25 protein-coding genes are annotated in these 22,819 nt (G+C 39.9%); 23 read left to right on the top strand and 2 right to left on the bottom strand.

The features are described from left to right. The first annotated feature begins 290 nt into the window (after positions 1 to 290). The 17 genes from glpT (at position 291) to rsmI (ending at position 13,461) form a co-directional block, all read left to right on the top strand. On the top strand, positions 291 to 1,655 hold the full coding sequence (gene glpT, locus ACTWPF_RS00320; RefSeq protein WP_238021033.1) for a glycerol-3-phosphate transporter: 1,365 nt from the start codon (positions 291 to 293) through the stop codon (positions 1,653 to 1,655). Positions 1,656 to 2,369: 714 nt separating this feature from the next. Further along, positions 2,370 to 2,636 carry a pro-sigmaK processing inhibitor BofA family protein gene (locus tag ACTWPF_RS00315; RefSeq protein ID WP_106895356.1) on the top strand — a complete coding sequence of 89 codons (267 nt, stop codon included), beginning with the start codon at positions 2,370 to 2,372 and terminating at the stop codon, positions 2,634 to 2,636. Between the two features lie 230 nt (positions 2,637 to 2,866). Further along, positions 2,867 to 3,472, top strand: coding sequence for a TetR/AcrR family transcriptional regulator (locus tag ACTWPF_RS00310; RefSeq protein WP_443147939.1), 606 nt, complete (start codon positions 2,867 to 2,869; stop codon positions 3,470 to 3,472). Beyond that, the gene (locus ACTWPF_RS00305; RefSeq protein WP_443147938.1) at positions 3,473 to 4,330 is read left to right on the top strand and encodes an ABC transporter ATP-binding protein; all 858 of its coding nucleotides are present in this window, start codon (positions 3,473 to 3,475) and stop codon (positions 4,328 to 4,330) included. It abuts the gene before it with no gap. Then, positions 4,327 to 5,034: a fluoroquinolone export ABC transporter permease subunit gene (locus ACTWPF_RS00300; protein WP_443147937.1), complete on the top strand. Its 708-nt coding sequence runs from the start codon at positions 4,327 to 4,329 to the stop codon at positions 5,032 to 5,034. Before ACTWPF_RS00305 ends, ACTWPF_RS00300 begins: the two co-directional genes overlap by 4 nt. Further along, positions 5,031 to 5,738, top strand: coding sequence for a hypothetical protein (locus ACTWPF_RS00295; protein WP_443147936.1), 708 nt, complete (start codon positions 5,031 to 5,033; stop codon positions 5,736 to 5,738). Before ACTWPF_RS00300 ends, ACTWPF_RS00295 begins: the two co-directional genes overlap by 4 nt. Before the next feature lie 79 nt (positions 5,739 to 5,817). Then, a complete protein-coding gene (locus ACTWPF_RS00290) occupies positions 5,818 to 6,009 on the top strand; it encodes a sigma factor G inhibitor Gin (protein WP_036578170.1) in 192 nt (63 codons plus the stop codon). Positions 6,010 to 6,183: 174 nt separating this feature from the next. After that, positions 6,184 to 7,614 (top strand): aminotransferase class I/II-fold pyridoxal phosphate-dependent enzyme, encoded by a 1,431-nt coding sequence (locus ACTWPF_RS00285; RefSeq protein ID WP_443147935.1) that lies wholly within the window; start codon positions 6,184 to 6,186, stop codon positions 7,612 to 7,614. A 1-nt stretch (position 7,615) separates the two neighbouring features. Then, entirely contained in the window at positions 7,616 to 8,251 is a 636-nt protein-coding gene (gene tmk / locus ACTWPF_RS00280; protein WP_036578174.1) for a dTMP kinase, read from the top strand. 15 nt (positions 8,252 to 8,266) lie between these two features. Continuing rightward, complete coding sequence (locus ACTWPF_RS00275) at positions 8,267 to 8,596, top strand: cyclic-di-AMP receptor (protein ID WP_036578175.1); 330 nt, start codon at positions 8,267 to 8,269, stop codon at positions 8,594 to 8,596. Between the two features lie 125 nt (positions 8,597 to 8,721). Then, on the top strand, positions 8,722 to 9,156 hold the full coding sequence (locus ACTWPF_RS00270; RefSeq protein WP_106895363.1) for a YaaR family protein: 435 nt from the start codon (positions 8,722 to 8,724) through the stop codon (positions 9,154 to 9,156). A 32-nt stretch (positions 9,157 to 9,188) separates the two neighbouring features. Further along, positions 9,189 to 10,178, top strand: a complete 990-nt coding sequence (gene holB / locus ACTWPF_RS00265; RefSeq protein ID WP_443147934.1) for a DNA polymerase III subunit delta' — start codon at positions 9,189 to 9,191, stop codon at positions 10,176 to 10,178. Positions 10,179 to 10,182: 4 nt separating this feature from the next. Continuing rightward, positions 10,183 to 11,007 carry a PSP1 domain-containing protein gene (locus tag ACTWPF_RS00260; protein ID WP_106895365.1) on the top strand — a complete coding sequence of 275 codons (825 nt, stop codon included), beginning with the start codon at positions 10,183 to 10,185 and terminating at the stop codon, positions 11,005 to 11,007. A 15-nt stretch (positions 11,008 to 11,022) separates the two neighbouring features. Next, the gene (gene yabA / locus ACTWPF_RS00255) at positions 11,023 to 11,370 is read left to right on the top strand and encodes a DNA replication initiation control protein YabA (protein ID WP_036578179.1); all 348 of its coding nucleotides are present in this window, start codon (positions 11,023 to 11,025) and stop codon (positions 11,368 to 11,370) included. Between the two features lie 214 nt (positions 11,371 to 11,584). Continuing rightward, positions 11,585 to 12,325, top strand: coding sequence for a tRNA1(Val) (adenine(37)-N6)-methyltransferase (locus tag ACTWPF_RS00250; RefSeq protein WP_443147933.1), 741 nt, complete (start codon positions 11,585 to 11,587; stop codon positions 12,323 to 12,325). Next, entirely contained in the window at positions 12,318 to 12,611 is a 294-nt protein-coding gene (locus tag ACTWPF_RS00245) for a GIY-YIG nuclease family protein (protein WP_443147932.1), read from the top strand. The genes ACTWPF_RS00250 and ACTWPF_RS00245 overlap by 8 nt, the downstream gene beginning before the upstream one ends. Beyond that, positions 12,589 to 13,461, top strand: coding sequence for a 16S rRNA (cytidine(1402)-2'-O)-methyltransferase (gene rsmI / locus ACTWPF_RS00240; protein WP_443147931.1), 873 nt, complete (start codon positions 12,589 to 12,591; stop codon positions 13,459 to 13,461). The genes ACTWPF_RS00245 and rsmI overlap by 23 nt, the downstream gene beginning before the upstream one ends. Before the next feature lie 376 nt (positions 13,462 to 13,837). Here the strand turns inward: rsmI and ACTWPF_RS00235 are convergent, their stop codons facing one another. Further along, positions 13,838 to 14,116 (bottom strand): AbrB/MazE/SpoVT family DNA-binding domain-containing protein, encoded by a 279-nt coding sequence (locus ACTWPF_RS00235; RefSeq protein WP_036578185.1) that lies wholly within the window; start codon positions 14,114 to 14,116, stop codon positions 13,838 to 13,840. Positions 14,117 to 14,667: 551 nt separating this feature from the next. Between ACTWPF_RS00235 and metG the strand changes: the two genes are divergently transcribed. The 5 genes from metG (at position 14,668) to rsmA (ending at position 20,777) form a co-directional block, all read left to right on the top strand. Further along, positions 14,668 to 16,626, top strand: a complete 1,959-nt coding sequence (gene metG, locus ACTWPF_RS00230) for a methionine--tRNA ligase (RefSeq protein WP_106895369.1) — start codon at positions 14,668 to 14,670, stop codon at positions 16,624 to 16,626. Between the two features lie 119 nt (positions 16,627 to 16,745). Continuing rightward, positions 16,746 to 17,516, top strand: a complete 771-nt coding sequence (locus ACTWPF_RS00225; RefSeq protein ID WP_106898437.1) for a TatD family hydrolase — start codon at positions 16,746 to 16,748, stop codon at positions 17,514 to 17,516. A 270-nt stretch (positions 17,517 to 17,786) separates the two neighbouring features. Next, on the top strand, positions 17,787 to 19,043 hold the full coding sequence (locus ACTWPF_RS00220; protein ID WP_443147930.1) for a ubiquitin-like domain-containing protein: 1,257 nt from the start codon (positions 17,787 to 17,789) through the stop codon (positions 19,041 to 19,043). Positions 19,044 to 19,339: 296 nt separating this feature from the next. Continuing rightward, entirely contained in the window at positions 19,340 to 19,909 is a 570-nt protein-coding gene (rnmV, locus tag ACTWPF_RS00215; protein WP_443147929.1) for a ribonuclease M5, read from the top strand. Next, positions 19,899 to 20,777: a 16S rRNA (adenine(1518)-N(6)/adenine(1519)-N(6))-dimethyltransferase RsmA gene (gene rsmA, locus ACTWPF_RS00210; RefSeq protein WP_443147928.1), complete on the top strand. Its 879-nt coding sequence runs from the start codon at positions 19,899 to 19,901 to the stop codon at positions 20,775 to 20,777. Before rnmV ends, rsmA begins: the two co-directional genes overlap by 11 nt. A gap of 533 nt (positions 20,778 to 21,310) precedes the next feature. Here rsmA and ACTWPF_RS00205 read toward each other — a convergent pair. Further along, positions 21,311 to 21,538 carry a YczI family protein gene (locus tag ACTWPF_RS00205; RefSeq protein WP_443147927.1) on the bottom strand — a complete coding sequence of 76 codons (228 nt, stop codon included), beginning with the start codon at positions 21,536 to 21,538 and terminating at the stop codon, positions 21,311 to 21,313. 233 nt (positions 21,539 to 21,771) lie between these two features. Between ACTWPF_RS00205 and yabG the strand changes: the two genes are divergently transcribed. Next, positions 21,772 to 22,638, top strand: coding sequence for a sporulation peptidase YabG (gene yabG, locus ACTWPF_RS00200; protein WP_119575677.1), 867 nt, complete (start codon positions 21,772 to 21,774; stop codon positions 22,636 to 22,638). Positions 22,639 to 22,819: the final 181 nt, after the last annotated feature.

Below are 22,819 nucleotides of genomic sequence, written 5' to 3'. Positions count from 1 at the left end.
AAGAAATTCTATTTCTATTTATAATGTTTCATTGTAAGCGTTGACATTTTTTAAAAAATCATTTATTCTTAATTCTACAAGTTAAGAGGTGGCGGAGACGAGGAGACTATACTATTTATATACATTCCTTTTGGGATGTATATGTTTTAGTATGGCTTTTTTGTGTGAAATCCTATCTACTTATCTAGCGACTTCAGCTTTACTAACGAAGGAGGGTTAGCTAACCATTATTTTAATGGCTTTTTTGAGAGTTTGTTTTCTATTTTTATATACAACAAGGAGGGGCTTTTATGTTGAAATTTTTTAAACCTGCTTCAGCCAAAGAAAGATTACCAGAGGATAAGATAGATGCTGAGTATAAAAAACTTAGATTTCAAGTCTTTATGGGAATATTCATTGGTTATGCAGCTTATTATTTAATTCGGAAGAACTTTTCACTTGCTATGCCTTATCTTACAGAAGAAGGTTTCTCAAAGGGTGAATTAGGTCTAGCTTTATCTGCTATTTCCATTGCCTATGGAATAAGTAAATTTGTTATGGCAACGATCTCAGATCGAAGTAATGCTAGAGTTTTTCTAGTCACTGGTTTAATTTTGTCGGCAATTATAAATTTATTAATGGGATTTATTCCTTTTTTCACATCAACCATCACCATTATGTTTATTATGTTATTCCTTAACGGTTGGGTTCAAGGGATGGGCTGGCCGCCTTCTGGACGTGTTCTTGTACATTGGTTTAGTGTGAGTGAACGTGGTGGTAAGACCGCTATTTGGAATGTGGCACACAATGTGGGTGGAGGACTTATGGCTCCATTGGCTATTGGTGGTGTATCGCTTGCCACAACCTATTTTGGTGCAACCTTTATAGGCTATGAAGGAGTATTTATTTTACCAGCGTTAGTCGCTGTCGTAGTTGCAATTATTGCTTTTGCATTGATTCGAGATACTCCACAATCAGAAGGTTTGCCTCCAATTGAAGAACATCGAGATGATTATCCAAGTAAATCCAAAAAAATATTTGAAACAGAACTAACTACAAAAGAAATTCTATTCAAATATGTACTAAATAATAAATGGGTTTGGGCTATTGCTATTGCTAATATTTTTGTTTATTTTGTACGTTATGGCGTGTTGGATTGGGCTCCAACCTATTTAAGTGAAGAAAAAGGTTTTAATATGAGTGAGTCCGGAATTGCTTACTTCCTATATGAGTGGGCAGGAATTCCTGGTACGCTGTTATGTGGTTATATTTCCGATAAAGTCTTTAAAGGCCGTCGCGGACCAGCTGGTGTTGTGTTTATGATCGGCGTGCTAGTCGCAGTTCTTGTGTACTGGTTCAATCCTGCTGGTAACCCACTTGTAGACAATATTGCATTAATCGCCATTGGTTTCTTGATTTATGGTCCTGTTATGCTAATTGGCTTACAAGCTCTCGATTTTGTACCTAAAAAAGCTGCTGGTACTGCTGCTGGATTAACTGGCTTCTTTGGTTATATCGGTGGTGCTGTATCAGCAAATGCAATTATGGGCTTTGTAGTTCAGCACTTCAGCTGGGATGCTGGTTTCATGTTATTAACAGTTTCTTGTGCGCTTGCAGTAGTATTGTTTGCAATCACTTGGAATGTCCGAGGTCATGAAGTTGTAAAAAATCATTAATTCATGCTAGGAAACCTTCGAATTTATTAAAAGACGAAATACCTGCCATTCCACAATGGCAGGTATTTTTATTTTGTGTTTCTAATGTATGTTGGGGTTCTTCAATGTTTCGGAAAATATGGCTCTAAAATATTTGTTGGGGAGAGGATAATCTTCTGAATATAAAAAAAATCACGCAAGCTCATTATTTGTTAAACTGGGTGCAGTTCAAACAACCAAACAAAAAGGAGATGCGTGTAATTGAATTCCTACCATTAAATTTCCAGGATTTGAAGAGTTTACGGTTCAGAATACAGAAGAAATTGATGAGTTTATCGCTTATTTCTGGAGAAAGAAATAGAGCCCCACAGGTGCCCTCATCGTGCCACGACACAACAAGTGTTCATGACTATCCGACTCAGAAAATCCAGCGCATCCGCATATTTGGAAGACGAGCAAACATGAGTTTTTCTAACTAATGTTCTTTTTTCTTTCTTTTCTTCATAAAAATAAGAAAAGCGCAGAGTCCAAGTGAGAGGAAACGAAGTGATGATGACTTTCGCCTTCCAGACAAGCATTAGGGCGACGGAAACTCTGGCGAAGGACAGTCGGTAAGTCTTCTTTATCGCAGGCAATTAGGGGGCGCCGAGTATTTGGTGTTCGTAGCGAGCTAGATAACGGCGTTTATTTTATACTTTCTTGCATTTCAAGAAAGGGGACAAGGAGGGGATTTGGATGAGTTCTACAGTGGTTATAACAGTAATGATTGCACTTATCATTGTTTTGTTACTGGTAGGGGCCCCCATTAAGCCAATGCGTTTTTTGGCGCAGGGGACAGTAAAATTAGGAATTGGGATTTTATTTTTGTTTTTTTTCAATGTGTTCGGTGGAGCAATGGGGTTACACATTCCAATTAACGTATTCACAGTAGTTGTATCCGGATTTTTAGGATTGTTTGGAATGGCCTCCCTAGCAGCTATTCACTTATTTATTCTTCCATAATGCCTACCACATATAAGAAACTGCCATTGGGACGAGTTATCCCCTATGGCAGTTTTTATTTCACTGTAGGAAAGAGTACCAAGTATAAGAAAGACGTACCTATTTTCTAAAAGACGAATGAATGCGAGTTTTTCTAATGCTTTAAATGGCTTGACCAACGTAACGGTTTTGATTAATATATGAATATAAAATAAAATAATTCATATATTCAAAAACAAGGAGATGTTGGGATGCCAAAGTTTGGGCAAAGGGAAAAGGAATGGATTCAACAAGATCTTCTTACAAAAGGAAGGGACTTGTTTGTGAAACGAGGACTGAAGAAAACGAGTATTTCGGATATCACGAAATCAGTCGGGATAGCGCAAGGTTCTTTCTACAATTTTTATGAAAGCAAAGAAGTGCTTTATTTAGAGATCTTGGAGCAGGAAGAAGAAAAGATTAGAGAACAACTTGTGCTACCATTTTTCCGGTCGGGTAACGTCACGAGAGAAAGCTTTAAATCCTTTTTAATGGAGGCTTTTTCTGTAATGGAGTCTAATGCATTTGTTAGCCAGTTATTTAACGAGGGAATAATGGAATCGCTATTCAGAAAATTACCAGAGGAGAAAGTAGCCCACCTTGCTAATAGTGATGTGGATTTCTTCACACCATTAGTTGAAAAATTACAAAGGGAAAATGTCATAGTAGAGGAACAATCTGAGGTTGTAATCCAACTACTGCGCATGGTTTTCTTATTATTTCTCCAAAAGCAACAGATTGGTGAGGAGCATTTTGTAGAATCCATGGACTTACTCCTTACCTTTATATCTAATGGCTTAATTAAGAAGGTGGATTAGATGATAAAAGTAGAAAAGTTGTTTTTCACCTATCCAGGTCGTAAAGAGCCTACCCTAAAAGGGATGGATTTTACAATAAAGAAAGGGGAGATTTTTGGGTTTCTTGGCCCATCTGGTGCGGGAAAAAGTACGGCCCAAAAAATCTTAATTGGTATGCTGAAAAACTATCAGGGCGGGGTTCGCATTTTTGACCAAGAAGTAAGCCAGGTAAGGCGCTCTTATTATGAAAGGATTGGGGTAGCTTTTGAATTTCCTAATTTCTATCAGCGGCTTACGGCAATAGAAAACCTCTCCTTATTCCGCAATCTCTATGCAGGGGATACTGCTGTACCAGCGCAGTTGCTTACAGAAATGGGATTAATGGAGTCCGCTCATATGAAAGTGGCCGCTTACTCTAAAGGAATGAAAATGAGGTTGAATTTATGTCGTGCATTATTAAATAATCCGGATATCCTCTTTCTAGATGAGCCGACTTCAGGATTGGATCCGCTTAACGCTAAGAAAGTAAAAGATAAAATTATAAGCTTAAAAAAAGATGGGAAAACGATTTTAATTACCACACACAATATGAGCACTGCTGATGAGATTTGTGATCGGGTTGCTTTTATAGTAGATGGAAAGATCGAATTGATTAATTCCCCTAGAAATTTACGGGTGCTTCATAATAAAAGAAAAGTCCGCTTGGAGTATCGCAGAAAGGATCATCAGTTAGTAACAAGTGAATTTGACTTACAAGGAATCGGGACAAATCATGATTTTTTAGGTATTCTCCAAACACATAATGTGGAGACGATCCATACCCAGGAGGCAACACTCGAAGACATCTTTATTAATGTTACAGGGAGAGGATTGAAATGAGATTTCCTGCAGCCTTTCTCTATGATATAAAAATTCAATTTCGTCACGGACTGTATGCAGTCTATATGTTAGTCAGTCTGTTTTACATTATTGCGCTCCATCAGATCCCGGAACAGTATAGAGAAATTGCTGGGATCTTCATTACATTTTCTGATCCTGGTGTATTAGGATTTTTCTTTATCGGTGGGCTCGTCCTTTTAGAACGGAACCAGAATATTTTAGACAATCTATTCATTACTCCGTACAAAGTGGAAGAGTACATCTTCTCCAAAGCACTTTCATTAACGATGCTATCTGTTCTAACAAGTTATATCATTCATATCAGTGTTTTTGGTGTATCTCATTATCTGGTGCTGTTTCTGGTCGGTGTGTTTTTAACATCCATGTTTTTCACTATTTTTGGTTTAGGGGTAGCGGTGCGTTGCCATACGCTAAATGGATTCTTTCTTCTGTCCTCTATCTACAGCCTGATATTTTTACTTCCGTTACTAGAACTAACAGGGATGGACCATTTTCTTTTTATGCTTTTGCCAACAAAAGGTGCTCTTCTTTTGATCAGCTCAGGATTTCATTCGATTACTACGTGGGAGGCAATATATTCTGTGGTAATGCTATTAATATGGGGTGTCATAGCATTTATTTGGGCAAGGAAATCTTTTTACAACATGATTATACGTAAAGCAAGTGAGGGGAAAACATTATGAAGTCCGTCTTCCATTTAATAAAAGGGGACATGAAGCAAATATACAGGGATCCCATGCTTTTGATTTCCTTGATTGGCCCCCTCTTACTCATCTTACTTGTTCGCTTCATATTGCCGTTTGCTACTGCACAGTTTGCGTTAGGAGCCTATAATGAACTCTTGGCAAGCTTCTTTATTCTATTAATACCATTATTACTAGGCATCATGGCAGGCTTTATTATGCTCGATGAACGAGATGACAAAATGATAGACTACTTTGCTGTGACGCCGTTGAGCAAACAGGGCTACCTGTTGTATCGCTTGTTATTACCAGGAGTGTTAACCGTGTTGTATGGATATATTTATCTGGAGTGGGCGAGTCCTGTTGCTTTACCCATTTTAGATAAGCTGTTGGTAACAGTAATGCTGGCAATGGAGGCTCCGATTATCTGTTTGTTTCTTGTTGCCATTGCTGCCAATAAAATAGAAGGGTTAGCTCTCTCTAAAGGTGTCGGTCTTGTTGTATTTGTCCCATTCATCATCTATTTTGTTTCAGAGCCCTGGAACTGGGCTGGTGGTATCTTGCCAACTTTTTGGCCGGCAAAGCTATTTCTTATAGAGGGCGTCCATTTGATAAATAGCCTCTTTATTGGGGTTTTGGGAGTGGGTATTCACATCTTCTATATCATTCAATTGTCCAAACGGTTCCTTAGAAAAACAGATTAATAGCTTCGCATTTTTTCAAAGATTTTTCGTATATATTTCGTTAGATTGGGAGATACTAGTTTCTAACGGAGGTGGGGAGATGGAACAAACAACATATTCGCAACGATGTGGGATCTGTGAGGAAGAAAAGGCTAGAGGGATCCATTTGTACACGACATTCATTTGTACAGAGTGCGAGCATAATATGATTCATACAGAGCCACGAGAAGAAAAGTACAATTATTATGTGAGAAAATTAAAGAATGCAACCAAACCAAAACTATATTCATAGATACCTAAGTCTTTGCTTTTTGCAGAGACTTTTTTTATTTCCTAATGGTTTAACTAGAGGGGTAATCGTCGTTCCATAAAAACAGGCGCTTGCCATTTTGTTATAGTAAAATAGCATGAACAAATAGAAATGATTTTCGGCCTACATAAACAATAAAAGAAGGAGCATCTCATCATGGATCAGCAATTGACCCCTTTATTCCAAGCATTAAAACAATTCACTAAGAACAGCCCTGTCTCCTTTCATGTGCCTGGGCATAAAAATGGAACCATTTTTCCAGAGAAGGCAAGTGACTTTTATAATGAAATATTAAAATTGGATATGACAGAACTGACTGGACTGGATGACTTGCATGCCCCAGAAGGCCCTATCGCAGAAGCAGAACGTCTTGCTGCAGATTATTTTCAGGCGGAACATACCTACTTCCTTGTTGGAGGGAGTACAGCGGGGAATTTGGCCATGATTATGGCAGCTTGTTCACGCGGGGATAAAGTTATTGTTCAGCGAAATAGCCATAAATCTATTATGAATGGTTTAGAGTTAAGGGGAGCTAATCCGATTTTTATTTCTCCCGCATATGAGGAAAGTGTCGGTCGCTTCACCAACCCCGAGCAAGATACATTACAAGAAGCTTTGAAAAGACATCCAGATGCGAAGGCAGTGGTGCTGACATACCCTGATTATTTCGGAGGAACGTACCCCTTAAAAGAGATGATTGAACTTGCACATGATTATCAAATCCCTGTACTCGTAGATGAGGCGCATGGCGTGCATTTTTCTCTAGGTAACCCTTTTCCTGCTTCCGCTATTAGCTTAGGAGCAGATGTTGTTGTTCAATCGGCACACAAGATGGCACCAGCCATGACGATGGCATCCTTCCTGCATCACAACTCTTCCTTGGCGTCGCGAGGGAGATTATCTCATTACTTGCAACTCTTGCAATCAAGTAGCCCATCCTACCCGTTGATGGCCTCACTAGATATTGCAAGAGCATTTCTAGCGACTATGTCCAGAAAAAATATGGACGCTGTTATGAAAAGTGTCCAAGAAGTAAAGGGACTATTTGAGGATTCGGAAAACTGGTCCATTGTCCCTGCAGAGGATCCATTAAAAATAACGTTACACGTGAAACATTCTGCCAATGAAGTAGCAAAACTGTTTGAAGAACAAAATATTTATCCAGAGCTTCAAACAGACAATCAAATTTTATTTATTCACGGGCTGTCTCCTTTTAGTCAAACAGGAACATTGAAAAAAGCAATAAAAACAGTGAATGAGCAATTAAAAAATAGTCGAATGCATGATACAATAGATATAGTACCGTTTTTAACGGGGCTTGAATCCATAACAGAGCTGGCTATTCCTTATGCAAAAATGGATCAGTTGGAAACAAGGCATGTGCCTATCACCGAGGCAGCGGGACATATAGCGGCAGAGGCCGTTATCCCATATCCGCCGGGAATACCGCTTATACTTAAGGGAGAGCGTATTAAAGAGAAACAGCTTGAACATATAACGCAACTCCAGGGTAATGGAGTGCGATTGCAACAAAGGGACCCTGAAAGAGTAGCTGTCTTTATAGGGTCAACAGAAGGAGAAGAATGACGTGGACGGAATCTTTATAACATTTGAAGGCGGTGAGGGTGCTGGTAAGACCTCTCTTCTTCATCGTATAAGCAAGCATTTACGTGACCAGGGTTATGACGTTCTAGCGACAAGAGAGCCCGGAGGCATTGAGATTGCGGAACAGATCAGGAAGGTTATACTCGATCCTGCCAATACGGAAATGGAAGAGCGCACAGAGGCTTTATTGTATGCAGCCTCTAGACGCCAACATTTAATTGAAAAAGTATTACCTGCTCTCAAAGCGGGGAAAGTAGTACTATGTGATCGTTTCATTGACAGCAGCCTCGCATACCAGGGACATGCTAGAGGATTGGGCATCGATGAAGTATTCTCTATCAATCAATTTGCCATTGGTGACTGTATGCCTGATTTAACTTTATTTTTTGATATAGAGCCAAACAAGGGATTGGCAAGGATCGCGGCGAATAAAGATAGAGAACGAAATCGTCTGGATTTGGAAAATCTCCATTTTCATGAACAGGTTTATGATGCCTATCATATTCTAGTGAAAAGATTTCCTCGCCGAATCCAGGCGATCAATGCGGACCAGCCTATGGAAGCTGTTGAGAATGAGGCGATGGATCGCATTGTCACGTTACTAAAAAATAAAGCGTAAAGGGGGTTACGTATAATGAAATTGCTTATCGCTGTCGTTCAGGATAAAGATTCCAATCGTCTAGTAGATGCATTGGGAGAAGAGAACTTTAAAACAACCAAACTCGCTACTACAGGTGGATTCCTAAAAGAAGGTAATACGACGCTTATGATTGGTTGTCAGGACGAGTATATAGACGAAGCATTACAAATTATTAAAGACAATTGCTCTCACCGTGAGCAAATGGTAGCACCCATTTCCCCAATGGGAGGGAATGCTGATTCGTATATTCCGAAGCCAGTTAAAGTTGAAGTTGGTGGCGCAACCGTCTTTATTCTGCCAATCGAGTCGTTCTATCAATTTTAGAAAGCTCTCGTCTTAGATATACAATGAGGGAAAGGCGGCCAGCAGATATGAAATGTTGATGCTGGTCGTCCTTATTCTTAAGATAAACACGCATTCCAAGGAAAATCGTTTAAGGGACTGATTTTATGAAAATTGGCCAGGAAATACGGACACAAACAGAGCCGAATTATACCAGGACGAATGTAGTCGAATCTAATTCGTTTCAACAAAACCTGCGGTCCCAAACCCAAAGCTTGAAACAGCAGGAACTACAGCAATTAATGAAAAATATAACGCTTCAGGGAAATAAGCTAGCGCGGTTTCGGTCCTTTCGTGATCTTGCAAAGTTTAAGCGAATGGTGAAAAGCTTTTTGCAAGAGACCGTGTCAAATGGACTTGACCTTGAACATTCTCACAGCTTCAGTCTAGATGGCCAAAGCCGTAAACTGGCTATTGTGAAGCAAGTAGATGAGAAATTATTAGAGCTAACAGAAGAAATAATGAATCGGGAAAAAAAGACAGTAGATATCCTTGGCTTAATCGGAGAAATTAAAGGACTATTGATTAATATATATACGTAACAAGGTATGCCGTAAATGAGGGAGTGAATACAATGATGAACTGGTCTGAAATTGCTGAAGTACAGCCACTGGCTAGCAGAATTATTACCAACAGCATAAAAAAAGACCGTATTTCTCATGCGTATTTGCTTCACGGGGCTCGTGGGACAGGTAAAGAAGCAATTGCACAATTGATTGCCAAAAATTTATTTTGTGAAAAGCTGGCAGGGGTAGAACCTTGTAATCAATGTAATGCATGTAGAAGAATTGCCTCTGGGAACCATCCTGATGTTCATTGGGTAGAACCAGAAGGGAAGTCCATTAAAATAGAGCAGATCCGTAATTTACAGAAGGAATTCAGCTATTCTGGTATGGAATCAACTCGTAAAGTATATGTCATAAAGGGTGCTGAGACGCTTACCGTTAATGCAGCCAACCGTATTTTAAAGTTTTTAGAGGAACCAAGTAAACAAACAACGGCCATCATGCTTACAGAGAATAGCCATGCTATTTTGCCAACCATTCGTTCTAGGTGCCAAATTATTGACTTAAGGCCCCTGAATATTGTTCAATTTGAGCGGAAATTAGTGGAGAATGGCTTGAGTGAAAGTACGGCCAAATTGATGGGGGCCCTAACGAATAATTTGGACGATGCGATCGCTCGAAGCAATGATGAGTGGTTTGCCACTGCTAGAAAGATAGTGGTACAATTGATAGAAATGTTTGCCGATAACCCACAAGACGTTTACTTATTTATTCATAACCATTGGGTGGTACATTTTAAAGAAAGAAACGAGCAAGAAGAAGGACTTGATTTACTGCTATTAGCGTTTAAAGATGTACTTTATTACCATATTGGAAATGAGACGGAGATGGTCTTCTTTACGAATCAGGACCAGTTGCTCGAAAAAGCGGCCCTTTCCTTTTCGCAGGAAGAACTATTAACACATTTAAACGCGATTATGCAGGCAAAAAGAAAATTGAAGCAAAATGTTAATCCCACATTAGTGATGGAACAACTTACACTTCATATTCAGAGGTGATTATGTGATAGATGTTATTGGAGTCCGTTTTAAAAAAGCGGGTAAAATATATTATTTTGATCCTGGAGAACATACCATTTCCCTGGACAGTTATGTCATTGTCGAGACAGTGAGAGGAATAGAGTTCGGGAAAGTGGTAATTGCTAAGAAACAAGTGGATGAGGAAGATGTTGTGCTTCCACTGAAACAGGTAATTCGTGTAGCGAACGAAAAGGACAAATTAAACGTTGTGGAAAATCAGGAGCATGCTGAAAAAGCATTTCAAACCTGTTCAGATAAAATAATTCAACATAAGCTTGATATGAATCTAGTAGAGGTAGAATATACATTTGATCGTAATAAAATTATTTTTTATTTTACAGCAGATGGCAGGGTTGATTTCCGTAATCTTGTAAAAGATTTAGCAGCTATGTTTAAAACACGTATTGAACTTAGACAAATAGGTGTGCGTGATGAGGCAAAAATGCTTGGTGGGATTGGTCCATGTGGCAGAATGCTCTGCTGCTCTACTTTTTTAGGTGACTTTGAACCAGTTTCCATTAAGATGGCGAAGGACCAAAACTTATCCCTTAACCCGGCAAAGATCTCCGGGCTATGCGGAAGGCTTATGTGCTGTTTGAAATATGAGAACGACGATTATGAAACGGCCAAGCGTGAACTTCCTGATATTGGGCAATCTATAAAGACACCACATGGTAAAGGGAAAGTAGTCGGTTTAAACATTCTGGAACGACTTATCCAGATCGAAATTCCAGAAAAAGAACGTGTCATTGAATATACTTTAGACGAACTAATTGATGAAGGTATATTAGCGCAAGCCACAGAATAATGGGGTGAGTTAGGCGTGAAGAAGAGACAGATTTTTGACCAGGTATCGGATATGGAGCAGCAAATTGGGGAATTATATGAGCAGCTTGGCGATTTAAAGGGTCGCTTACGTGATTTGCTAGAAGAGAATCACAGGCTTGCTGCAGAGAACCATAATTTACGCAATCATTTGGAACAAACGGATAAGCAGAAAGACACAGAATCAGGTGAGGACAAGCCTTCCAAGAGTTTTCCTGGAGAAGGTTATGATAACCTGGCGAGGCTGTATGAAGAAGGATTTCATATATGTAACCTTGAATTTGGTAGTCCACGGCAAAATGAAGACTGCATCTTTTGCCTCGACTTCCTAAACAAGAAAAAATAACACACAAGAGCGGCTGTCCCAATCACGGGGCAGCCTTTCTTACAAGTTAGGAAAGGATAAAATTTGAGCAAAGGAAGCATAGTCGACGCTGTGAAATTTTAAAGTTCCAAGTATAAGAAACACTTAACATTCCTGCTTTTTAGTAATATTTTAACTTAGCGTAGAAAATACACGAAGACTCCTGCGGGATTTTTTACATAGAAAGGGTAAGACAATGGTAGCGTTATTTGATGATGAACGAATCGATTATTTACTGGCAGATGAGAGTATGAAAATTATCCAGAGCCCAACAGCATTTTCCTTCTCTCTTGATGCCGTACTACTTGCACAATTTGCCTATGTTCCCATTAAACGAGGAGCAATCTTGGATTTATGCACAGGAAATGGGGTAATTCCTCTGCTTTTATCCAGAAGGTCACAGGCAAAAATTACAGGGGTGGAGATACAAGAACGCATTTTCCAAATGGCACAACGAAATATTGAGCTGAACGAACTTGGTGAAAAGTTAGAGGTGCTTCACGCTGATTTAAAGGATGTAGGACCAACTTTGCAACAGAGCAGTTTTGATGTTGTGACATGTAATCCACCTTATTTTAAAACCCCCTCTAAAAATGAACATAACCATAATGAATACCTCACAATTGCTAGGCACGAGGTCTATTGTACGTTAGAAGATGTTGTCAAAGCATGTAAGCTATACGTTCGCCCAGGCGGTAAAGTGGCCATGGTTCACCGTCCGGACAGGCTTGTCGACATTATTGAATTATTCCGGAAGTATAGACTGGAGCCGAAACGGATACAATTGGTTTATCCTAAAAACGGTAAGGAAGCGAACATGCTGCTTGTAGAAGGAACGCGGGATGGGAAGCCAGGCTTAAAATTTCTACCACCCTTGTATATATATAATGAAGACGGTTTGTATACGGAAGAAGCGGCGGAGATTATTTATGGATGATGCCAAGCACACGGTTTATATACTAAAATGCAAAGATGGTTCCTTGTACACAGGGTATACTAACAATCTAACAAAACGTCTTCAAATGCATCGAGAAGGCAAGGGTGCTAAGTACACCCGTGGCAGAGGGCCGTTTGAAGTCGTTTATATGGAACGCTTTCCAACAAAGGAACAGGCAATGCAACGAGAGTATCGGATAAAACAACTGCCCCGTAAGGAAAAGGATGTCTTAATACGGGACAGGATGAAAGAAGGGGTGCAAGGTGAAAGTACAAAAGAGCTATGAAGAAGGATCGGGCGGAACGCTTTACGTGGTACCTACCCCAATCGGTAACCTGGAAGATATCACATTTCGCGCACTTAGAACATTAAAAGAGGTTGCTGTGATAGCAGCAGAAGATACGAGAAACACGAAAAAGCTAATGAACCATTTTGAAATAAACACACCATTGATTAGTTATCATGAACATAATAAGCTGGGACGGGAGGAGCAACTCCTTCCAAGAATGATTGATGGGGAATCCATTGCGGTAGTAAGTGATGCTGGAATGCCGGCCATTTCTGATCCTGGCTATGAGCTCGTACAGGCTGCCATTGAAAATGACCTACCAGTTGTCGTCCTTCCTGGTGCCAATGCAGCGCTTTGTGCACTAGTAGGTTCGGGCCTATCTGCCAAAACGTTTCATTTTTACGGCTTTCTGCCAAGGAAAAAGAAGGATAAGGAAGCAGAGCTTGAGCGGTTAAAGGGTCTACAAGACACCTTGCTGTTTTACGAATCTCCCCATAGACTAAAGGACACCTTAAAAGCATTGCAAGACCAGTTGGGGCAAAGGCAAGCTGTGATTGCCAGAGAACTGACAAAGCGTTTCGAAGAATATAGTCGTGGTACAACAGAAGAATTGCTGACATATGTATCTGAAAATCAGCTAAAGGGAGAATGCTGTATTGTGGTGGAAGGTAGTAGTAGTGATATAGAGGAAAACACTGTACTATGGTGGAGCCATCTTCCAGTACGAGATCATGTCACCTATTATATAGAAGAAGAAAATTTCCCGAGTAAAGAGGCGATAAAAAAGGTAGCTTCGGAAAGGCAGATGCCAAAGCGCGACGTTTATCAGACCTATCACATTGATTAAGAGAAAAGCGGAAAGCACCTGTTTAAAAACGTAGGGACTGGAGTGAATCAACCAAGATAAAGGAATCACGCCCCTTCAAAAGGGGTGTGTCGGCGTTGGCCGGCAAGGCCGATTTTAGTCGACCTACCTTTATGTGATGAATCGATGATGACTTTCACCCTCCGGGTATAAGTGCGACTAAGCCTCTGGTTAAAACCAGTCGGCAAGTATTCTTTATTGTAGGGCGATGTGCGAAGTCACCTAGTTTTTGGCGCTTGGAGCTAGACAAGAAAAGCGGAAAGCAATACAAGGAAAAAGGGCTGACGTGCATATGCAAGCGTCAGCCCTTTTTTAAACTTATAATTACCAAGCTTTATAACACTTCTTAAAGAAGCGATTACTTATTAAAACGTGATTGTATTTCGTTCACAAGTTCTTTAGCGCCTTCTTGGCTTAGAACTAGTTTTCCGTTAGCTAAAGAAAGGTTGTCATCCGATACTTCCCCAGTTAGGTGACAAGTCATGTTTGGTTTATACTTTTTAAGGACAATTTTATCGTTGTCCACGTAGATCTCCATTGCATCTTTTTCATGAATATCAAGTGTGCGACGGAGTTCAATAGGGATTACAACACGACCAAGCTCATCGACTTTACGTACAATTCCAGTAGACTTCATTTTTCTCCCCCTCATAGGTTGGAAAGTATCTTCAATCACAATGGGATGTATTGTGTTGAACAAACTTTCCGTAAAATAAATCGCCATATTTCGACATGTTTCTAAGCAATAGAATACCAACGATTTTCATGCCTGTCAATATATATTTACCTAAAAATAAAATTAGTGGGAAAATTTGATAAACCGCCTATAAACTAGCCATTAGGCAAAGTCGTCAACTACTTTGCCTTAACCTAATAAGCAAGTGACTCCATGTACCGAAGGAAAATCAGCTTAAAATTTTTCGACATAATTCGACAAAATAAACTTTTTTACACGTTCGGAATGTATAATTTTGGCCAGGGAGCATTTACGATATAGTTAAAATTTTGAAGTACCAAGTATAAGAAATACATACACATTTGGTAAAAGACGAGCGAATGCTAGTTTTTTAATGAAGAATTGAGAACATGGCTATACTGAATCTTGCAAGGGGTTTGGCAAAATACGTAAGAAAAGCTACAATAGGAATAGTTTAATAATAGATGTTAGCAATTGAAGGAGGTAACATAATGCCATCAAATAAAAAGACATTTTATATAACAACGCCAATCTATTATCCAAGTGGTAATTTGCATATTGGGCATGCATATTCGACAGTAGCTGGAGATGCAATTGCCCGTTATAAAAGAATGCGCGGTTATGATGTAATGTATCTAACAGGTGCGGATGAGCACGGGCAGAAAATCCAAAAAAAGGCTGAGGAAAATGGACAGACTCCTCAGGAATATGTCGATGAAATTGTTGGAGGAATTCAAGAACTTTGGAAAAAGTTAAAGATCTCAAATGATGACTTTATTCGAACTACAGAGGAACGACATAAAAAAGTACTAGCTAAGCTATTTGATCAGCTTGTAAAGCAGGGAGATATCTATCTTGATCAATATGAAGGCTGGTATTGTACATCGTGTGAATCCTTTTTCACAGAAAGACAGCTAGACCATGGACATTGTCCTGATTGTGGCGGTTCTGTAGAAAAAGTTAAGGAAGAATCTTATTTCTTTAAAATGAGTAAATACGTTGATCGACTTGTCCAATTCTATGATGAGAATCCGGAGTTTATTCAGCCTGAGAGTCGTAAGAATGAAATGCTGAATAACTTTATAAAACCGGGTCTTGAGGATCTTGCTGTATCAAGAACAACCTTTGATTGGGGAGTTAAGGTTCCAGGAGACCCTAAACATGTTATCTACGTATGGGTTGATGCATTGTTTAATTACATTACAGCACTCGGTTATGGTACAGATGATGAAGGAAAGTACCAAAAATACTGGCCAGCAGATGTACATCTAATGAGTAAGGAGATTGTCAGATTCCATACGATATACTGGCCAATTCTACTGATGGCACTTGATTTGCCATTGCCGAAAAAAGTTTTTGCGCATGGCTGGATCCTGATGAAGGACGGCAAGATGTCAAAATCCAAAGGGAATGTAGTAGACCCAGTAAGTTTGACAGATCGCTATGGTCTAGATGCATTACGTTATTATTTGCTTCGTGAAGTGCCATTTGGTTCAGATGGTGTCTTTACACCAGAAGGGTTTGTGGAGAGAACAAACTATGACTTAGCAAACGATTTAGGGAACTTACTAAACCGTACAATTGCTATGATTACCAAATACTTTGATGGTGAAATCCCTGCTTATAAGGCAAGCGAGACGGAAGTGGATGCATCGCTGGAAGCTTTCGGAAAAGAAACGATTAAAAAAGTAGAGGATGCATTAGAGGACATGCAGTTCTCTGTGGCATTATCGTCCTTGTGGCAGATGATTAGCCGCACAAACAAATATATTGATGAAACAGCGCCATGGGTATTGGCGAAGGATGAATCTCAAAAAGAGCGTCTAGGCAATGTGATGGCACATCTAGCAGAGTATCTGCGTAAGGCTGCTGTTATGCTTCAACCATTCTTAACAGAAGCACCGACTGAAATTTTCCGTCAGTTGAATGTAGCTGACGATTCCTTGCATGAATGGGAAAGTGTCTATGAAGAAGGCAATATCCCTGCAGGAACCAAGGTACAAAAAGGGGAGCCTATCTTCCCTAGACTTGACGTAGAAAAAGAAGTAGCTTCTATTAAAGCGATGATGCAAGGCCCAGCACAGGAAGAAGAGAAAAAGCCTGCCAAACAAGAAGAAGCAAAAGAGCAAATTGCTTTTGATGATTTTATGAAGCTAGATATGCGTGTAGCAGAAGTAGTGAAGGCAGAGCCAGTTAAAAAAGCAGACAAGCTGTTGAAATTGCAACTGGATCTTGGATCAGAAAAGCGCCAAGTCGTTTCTGGTATTGCGCAGCATTATAGCCCAGAGGGATTACAAGGTAAAAAAGTAATTTGTGTCACTAATTTAAAACCGGTAAAACTTCGGGGTGAAATGTCTGAAGGTATGATTCTATGTGGGGAAGATGAAGAAGGAAAACTAGTCCTTGCTTCTGTAGAACAAGATTTACCGAATGGCTCCGTTGTAAAATAATAAACAAAAGAGGAAAGGTCAGGTCCTGTTATTGGGAGGTGGCCTTTTCTGTTATCGTAGCATAGCTAATACGATAGCAATGCCAGAAAACTGTAACGTTGTTAAGGAGGATGAAAGAATTGTTGTTTGATACACATGTCCATTTAAATGCCCGACAATTTATGGAGGACCGTGAAGAAACGATCCAACGAGCTTTTGATGCCGGAGTAAAATACATGGTTGTAGTCGGGTTTGACAGTGAAACAATCCCGCTTGCAATCGAAATCGCTGAACAATATGACACGATTTATGCAGCGGTAGGCTGGCACCCCGTTGACGCCATTGACATGACGGAGGACCATTTAAAATGGATTGAGGAATTATCTGCACATCCCAAAGTTGTCGCTATTGGCGAAATGGGCTTGGATTATCACTGGGATAAGTCTCCTAAGGACATTCAGAAAGAAGTATTCCGTAAACAAATTCAACTCGCGAAAAAGGTACAGCTGCCCATTATCATTCATAACAGGGAAGCCACGGAGGATATTATTGAGATATTACAGGAAGAAGATGCTCAAGCCGTTGGCGGTATTATGCACTGTTACAATGATTCAGTGGAATATGTCCAAGCTTGCTTAGATATGAATTTTTATATCTCGCTTGGAGGTCCTGTAACATTCAAAAATGCCCCCCTTCCCAAGGAAGTGGCAGTACAGGTGCCAGGGGATAGATTACTTGTAGAAACAGATGCCCCATTTCTGGCTCCACACCCGAACCGGGGAAAGCGAAATGAGCCGGCCTATGTAAAATTGGTTGCAGAGGAAATTGCAGATTTAAGAGGAGTAAGTTTAGAGGAACTTAGTAAACTTACGACACAAAACGCCTTTTCTCTCTTCAAACTCGAATTATGAGGGTTGTAAAACAAATAACATAATATGTTAAAATATAGGAAAAGTATGGAATTATCAAGAGAGCCTGGCCACAAGAGCCAGGCTTTTTTTTATGAAAAGGATAAACAGGATAAGCCCTTATATACCAAGGTTTGTGGCTGCTTGTAAGCTTCGTACATCCCATGCCAGATATAGTTGTAATCTAATTGTAACTTAACCGTAATCGGATTTACTTTGACTTTGCATATAACTGTATCTATAATCAAAAATGCATTGAGAGGGGGCAGAAGCATGCGAATTATTTCAAAGCTAATGCCGGCATCGAAAATGAAGCTGGTTATTTCAAGCATTGGTGTTTTAGCACTTGTAGTATTTTCAGGTTTAGTGCTATTTGATGCCACAAAGGCAGAAGTTGTACTAAATGATAATGGGGAAAAACAGAAAGTGAGAACACATGCAACAACGATTGACCAACTGTTAGAAGAGGCAGGGATTACCGTTGGGGAACATGATCTGTTGTCACATAAAACAGATACGGCTATTGAAAACGGTATGGAAATCAACTACAAAACAGCTAAACAGATAATCGTTACAATAGATGGAGCAGAGCAGGAGTATTATACAACTGCGGACACAATAGATGAATTTTTAGAGGAGAACGATCTCTCCTTTGCCGATCGTGATGATGTATCACATGATTTGCAGACAGCATTAGAAGATGGACTACATATTGACGTAACGCAAGCATACCAAGTTACTATTCATGACGGCGAGAAAGAAGTAAAAGAATGGACTACTGGCGGAAAGGTAAAAGATTTGCTTAATGAAGCTGGCATTGCATTCGATCCAGAAAGCGATGATCGAATTGAACCAAAGCTAGACGAAGCGCTTTCTGAAGAAACTTCCATATCCATCGTTCGTGTTGAAAAAGATAAAGAAGAAGTAAATGAGACGGTTGCCTTTGATACGGAGAAACAAGAGGATAGCAGCCTCCCAAAAGGGGAGGAGCGTGTTGTTTCTGAAGGTGAAGAAGGAACGATTAAAAAGGTATACGAGATTGTCAAAGAGAACGGAAAAGAAGCAAGTCGCGAGTTACTCAGTGAAGAAGTAATGAAAGAATCCAAAAATCGTGTTGTTGCGATCGGTACAAAAGAGCAACAGCCACAAGTAGCGAAAAAGCAGGAATCAAAGAGCGAAGGCAACCTAGTTACCTTAGCTAAAGAGGAGCCGAAAGAGAGCAAGAAACCAAGCTCTAATGGCAAAGTGTTCACAATGACTGCAAGCGCGTATACAGCAGGATGTAGTGGTTGTTCTGGCCATACATCTACTGGAATTGACCTAAATGCAAATCCGAACATGAAAGTAATTGCTGTAGATCCAAGCGTCATTCCATTAGGCACGAGGGTTTGGGTTGAAGGTTATGGAGAAGCCATAGCAGGCGACACAGGTGGCCACATCGTCGGAAATCGGATTGATGTCCACGTTCCAAGCAAAAACGCAGCATATAGCTGGGGAAGAAAAACAGTAACAGTAAAAGTTCTTGATTAATATTAATGCTCTTACCATGGTATAGTGGTAAGAGCATTATTTATATAGATTAAAAGCTTTTTCTTAGAGAATGATTGAAAATGTGGAGGAATTACAAAAGAATAACGTAGGCAGAATACGAAGACTCCAGTGGGAATAGCACGAGTCCGAAGAACCCGGAAGAAGTGGTTTTGCTTCTGAGGATTCTAAGGCCGTGCCCACGGAAAGCGAAGTATTCTGCCGGAGTGATGCGACAGTTAAAGGCGAAGATGTTCAGTTAAACAACATCTGATATTGTTAGAAGAAAGAGGAATATAATGAAAATAAAAGAAGTCATTGTTGTGGAAGGTAGAGATGACACAGCCAAGATTTCGCAGGCTGTCAATGCCGATACAATTGAAACAAATGGATCTGCCATTAGTAGCGCGACTATTGAGCAGATCAGACATGCACAAGAAAAACGTGGCATCATCATTTTTACAGACCCGGATTATCCCGGTGAACGAATCCGTCACATCGTTAACCAGGCTGTACCTGGCTGTAAGCATGCATTCTTAACTCCTGATCAGGCTAGAGCCAACTCTATTCGGAGACGCAGTTTAGGGATTGAACATGCTTCCCTAGACGCAATTCAACAAGCATTAGCAGATGTGTATGAATTAAAGGAAGTAGAACAAAGTGACATAACAAAGGAAGATCTTGTGCAAGAAGGACTTATCGGAGGCGCAGGTGCAAGTAATAGGCGGAAGCGACTTGGTGAGCTTTTACAAATAGGGCATACTAATGGAAAACAACTCTTAAAACGTTTGACCATGTTTCAAATTACAAAAGCACAATTTGAAGAAGCTATGAAGCAACTGCAACAGGAGGATCGTCATGACAAATAATAAATATATCGCAACACCCACCCGCACGAAAGAGATTCTAAATAAATATAAATTTACGTTCAAAAAAAGCCTTGGACAGAACTTTCTTATTGATAGCAATGTCCTTGAAAATATTATTGCGCATGCTGGAATTGATAAACAGGCAGGAGCGATTGAAATTGGGCCGGGAATTGGCGCTTTAACGGAACAACTTGCAATCCATGCAGACAAAGTCGTTGCCTTTGAAATTGATCAAAGATTGATACCAGTTCTTCAAGACACACTTGGCGACTATGACAATGTACAAATTGTAAATGAAGACATATTAGAGGCAGATGTGGCAGAAACCATTGCCGCTAACTTCCCGAGAACGCAACCCGTCCATGTTGTAGCTAATTTACCATATTATATTACGACTCCTATATTGTTAAAGCTGCTTCATGAAGATCTTCCTGTAACAAGTCTAACCGTAATGATCCAAAAAGAGGTTGCAGAGAGAATGGCAGCAGGACCGAATAATAAAAGCTATGGATCTTTAACCATCGCTGTTCAATATTACACAGAGGCTGCTGTTGTGATGGATGTTCCCAAGCAGGTCTTTATGCCACAGCCGAATGTTGACTCAAGCATCCTGCGATTAGTAAAAAGGGACAAGCCCCCAGTAGAAGTGGATAATGAGAAATACTTCTTTGCGTTAATTAAGGCAAGTTTTGCTCAACGGCGTAAAACGCTACGAAATAACCTAACGAGCTATTTCAATGGTGCAATAGATAAAGAAGCAATTAATCAGACATTAGAAAGCATCGGCATTGATGGAACAAGACGTGGTGAATCTCTAGATATGCAGGATTTCGCTACATTAGCTAATGCCTTCTATAGATTAGGATAGAGAAAGACACACCTTGAAGTTAGGTGAGGTAAATTTAAACATAGGGTGAGAGAAAAGAAAATTAAACAAAAAGTCGGATGCTCAAACGAATTATTGTAAAAAATCCAAATAAATTCGGATAGTCCCTAATCTCTTTGTATCTAATTACAATTTAGCGAAGGAAAATGCGGAAACTCCTTGAAAATGCATTCGCATTTTCTGCGTGCGATGAATCGCTGACGAAGCCTTACTTGTCCAGTGGGAACAGCACGAGTCCGAAGGCCCCGCAAGGTAGGTAAAGGAACAAAGGCTAAGGGCGCCACGTCCTGTGGCAACATCCTGTTGGCCCGAGACTAAGGCCGTGCCCACGGAAAGTGGAGTATTTTCAGTAGCGGTAATTGAGCAGTCTTTTTTCATATTTATTTTTGCTTGTCTTAAAGAGGGCTGAGACGTTATGTCTCAGCCCTTTGTTGTAGTTAATGCATTAAAACAAGGGACAATTTTTAGTAATAAGCTACATACTCCTTATCCCCTCTAATGTGAAAACCCTTAAATTAATAGTACCCTTTTAATGAAACAAATAGTAAAAATAAAAAAGCAATAACGAGTAATACACCATATAATTTTCGTTCTTTCTTGAATTCTTCTAACCCCATTACCAACATCATTAACCCTACAAAGAAAACCATATAAGGCTGAAATTTAAAATCCCCTGTTGTTAATCCATAAACTGCAAAGAAAATAGCCACTGCAACAAAAATAAAACGTAGTATTTTTAGCAAAGAAAGCCCCCTCATATATGATCATCGCTCGATAATTGAACTAAGTCAGCACCTGGATAAAGGTGCAAGGAATAAAAACCATGGCAACCCTTTCAAAACGTGTATTTGCCGTCTTTCCTTTTTGTTCCAGTGTAACACATTGTCCGTTAGCCCACTTTGCCTCCGCACGGTTCTCGGTATTGCTTCATAGGCTATAGAAGCAATGCTTTGGATAACGGAAGGCTGTGAAGGAAATGGATGTAAGGAAAGGCGGACTAGTAACAAGAAAGTCATATAACCATGATCTTCTCTTTCGGGTCGACAAGGTGGAAAAAGGGGTGGCGGCTTTGTTCGGCGAAGATATCCGACTCGAGGCAGACGCACCAGTCAATGATCTTACTATTGTGGCAGAGAGAGAATTGGAAAAGCACCGCAAGAAAGGCAAAGAGCAAGAGGAGTTTTCCTATCGTTTGTTTCGCCAGGACTATCAACTTTTAAAAGAAAAACGAGAATATCAATCAACAGATGGCTACCAATATGAAGCGAAAATCTTTCAACTGCCCGCAAAAGTGCTTCATTTAGATGGGGATCAAATGTATTTACAGAAATGTATTGAGCTTTATCAACGAATGGGGCTTCAAGTGCATGGTATTCATTTAAATGAAAAAGACATGCCACATGAAATCGGGCAGCTCATTGATAAAATACAGCCTGATATCCTTGTGATCACGGGACACGATTCCTTCTCGAAAAATAAAGGGATAAAAAATGACCTACGAGCCTACAGGCATTCAAAGTATTTTGTGGAGACAGTAAGAGAGGCGAGAAGAAGTAACCCTAATTTAGACCAACTCGTTATCTTTGCTGGCGCATGTCAGTCACACTTTGAATCCTTAATAAGGGCTGGAGCCAACTTTGCGAGCTCACCACGGCGAGTTAACATACATGCCTTAGATCCTGTCTATATCGCTGCAAGAATCGCTTACACGCCGTTTATGGAGAAGGTAAGCGTATGGGAAGCTTTGCGGAACACTTTAAGTGGAGAAAAAGGAATGGGCGGTGTGGAAACAAGAGGTTTGCTCAGAACAGGTATGCCATATATGGAGGATGATGAAATGTAAGGAGCTCCTTACCTAAGGGTAAGTGCGCTCCTCTTGGCAGTAGGACATGCACCTATAAAAGTAATATATTTCAAAAAACAGTACATAAATTGTTAAGTTTTACAAATAATACTGAAAATCGACAAAATAAATTGTTGACATTAAAAATGATATCTTGTTATAATAAAAAGTTTTATTTGAC

The organism is Oceanobacillus sp. M65 (assembly GCF_052246275.1).
GTDB lineage: Bacteria > Bacillota > Bacilli > Bacillales > Amphibacillaceae > Oceanobacillus_B > Oceanobacillus_B jordanicus.
Note: the sequence above shows the minus strand (reverse complement) of the source record. Positions and strands in the feature narration are given on the sequence as shown.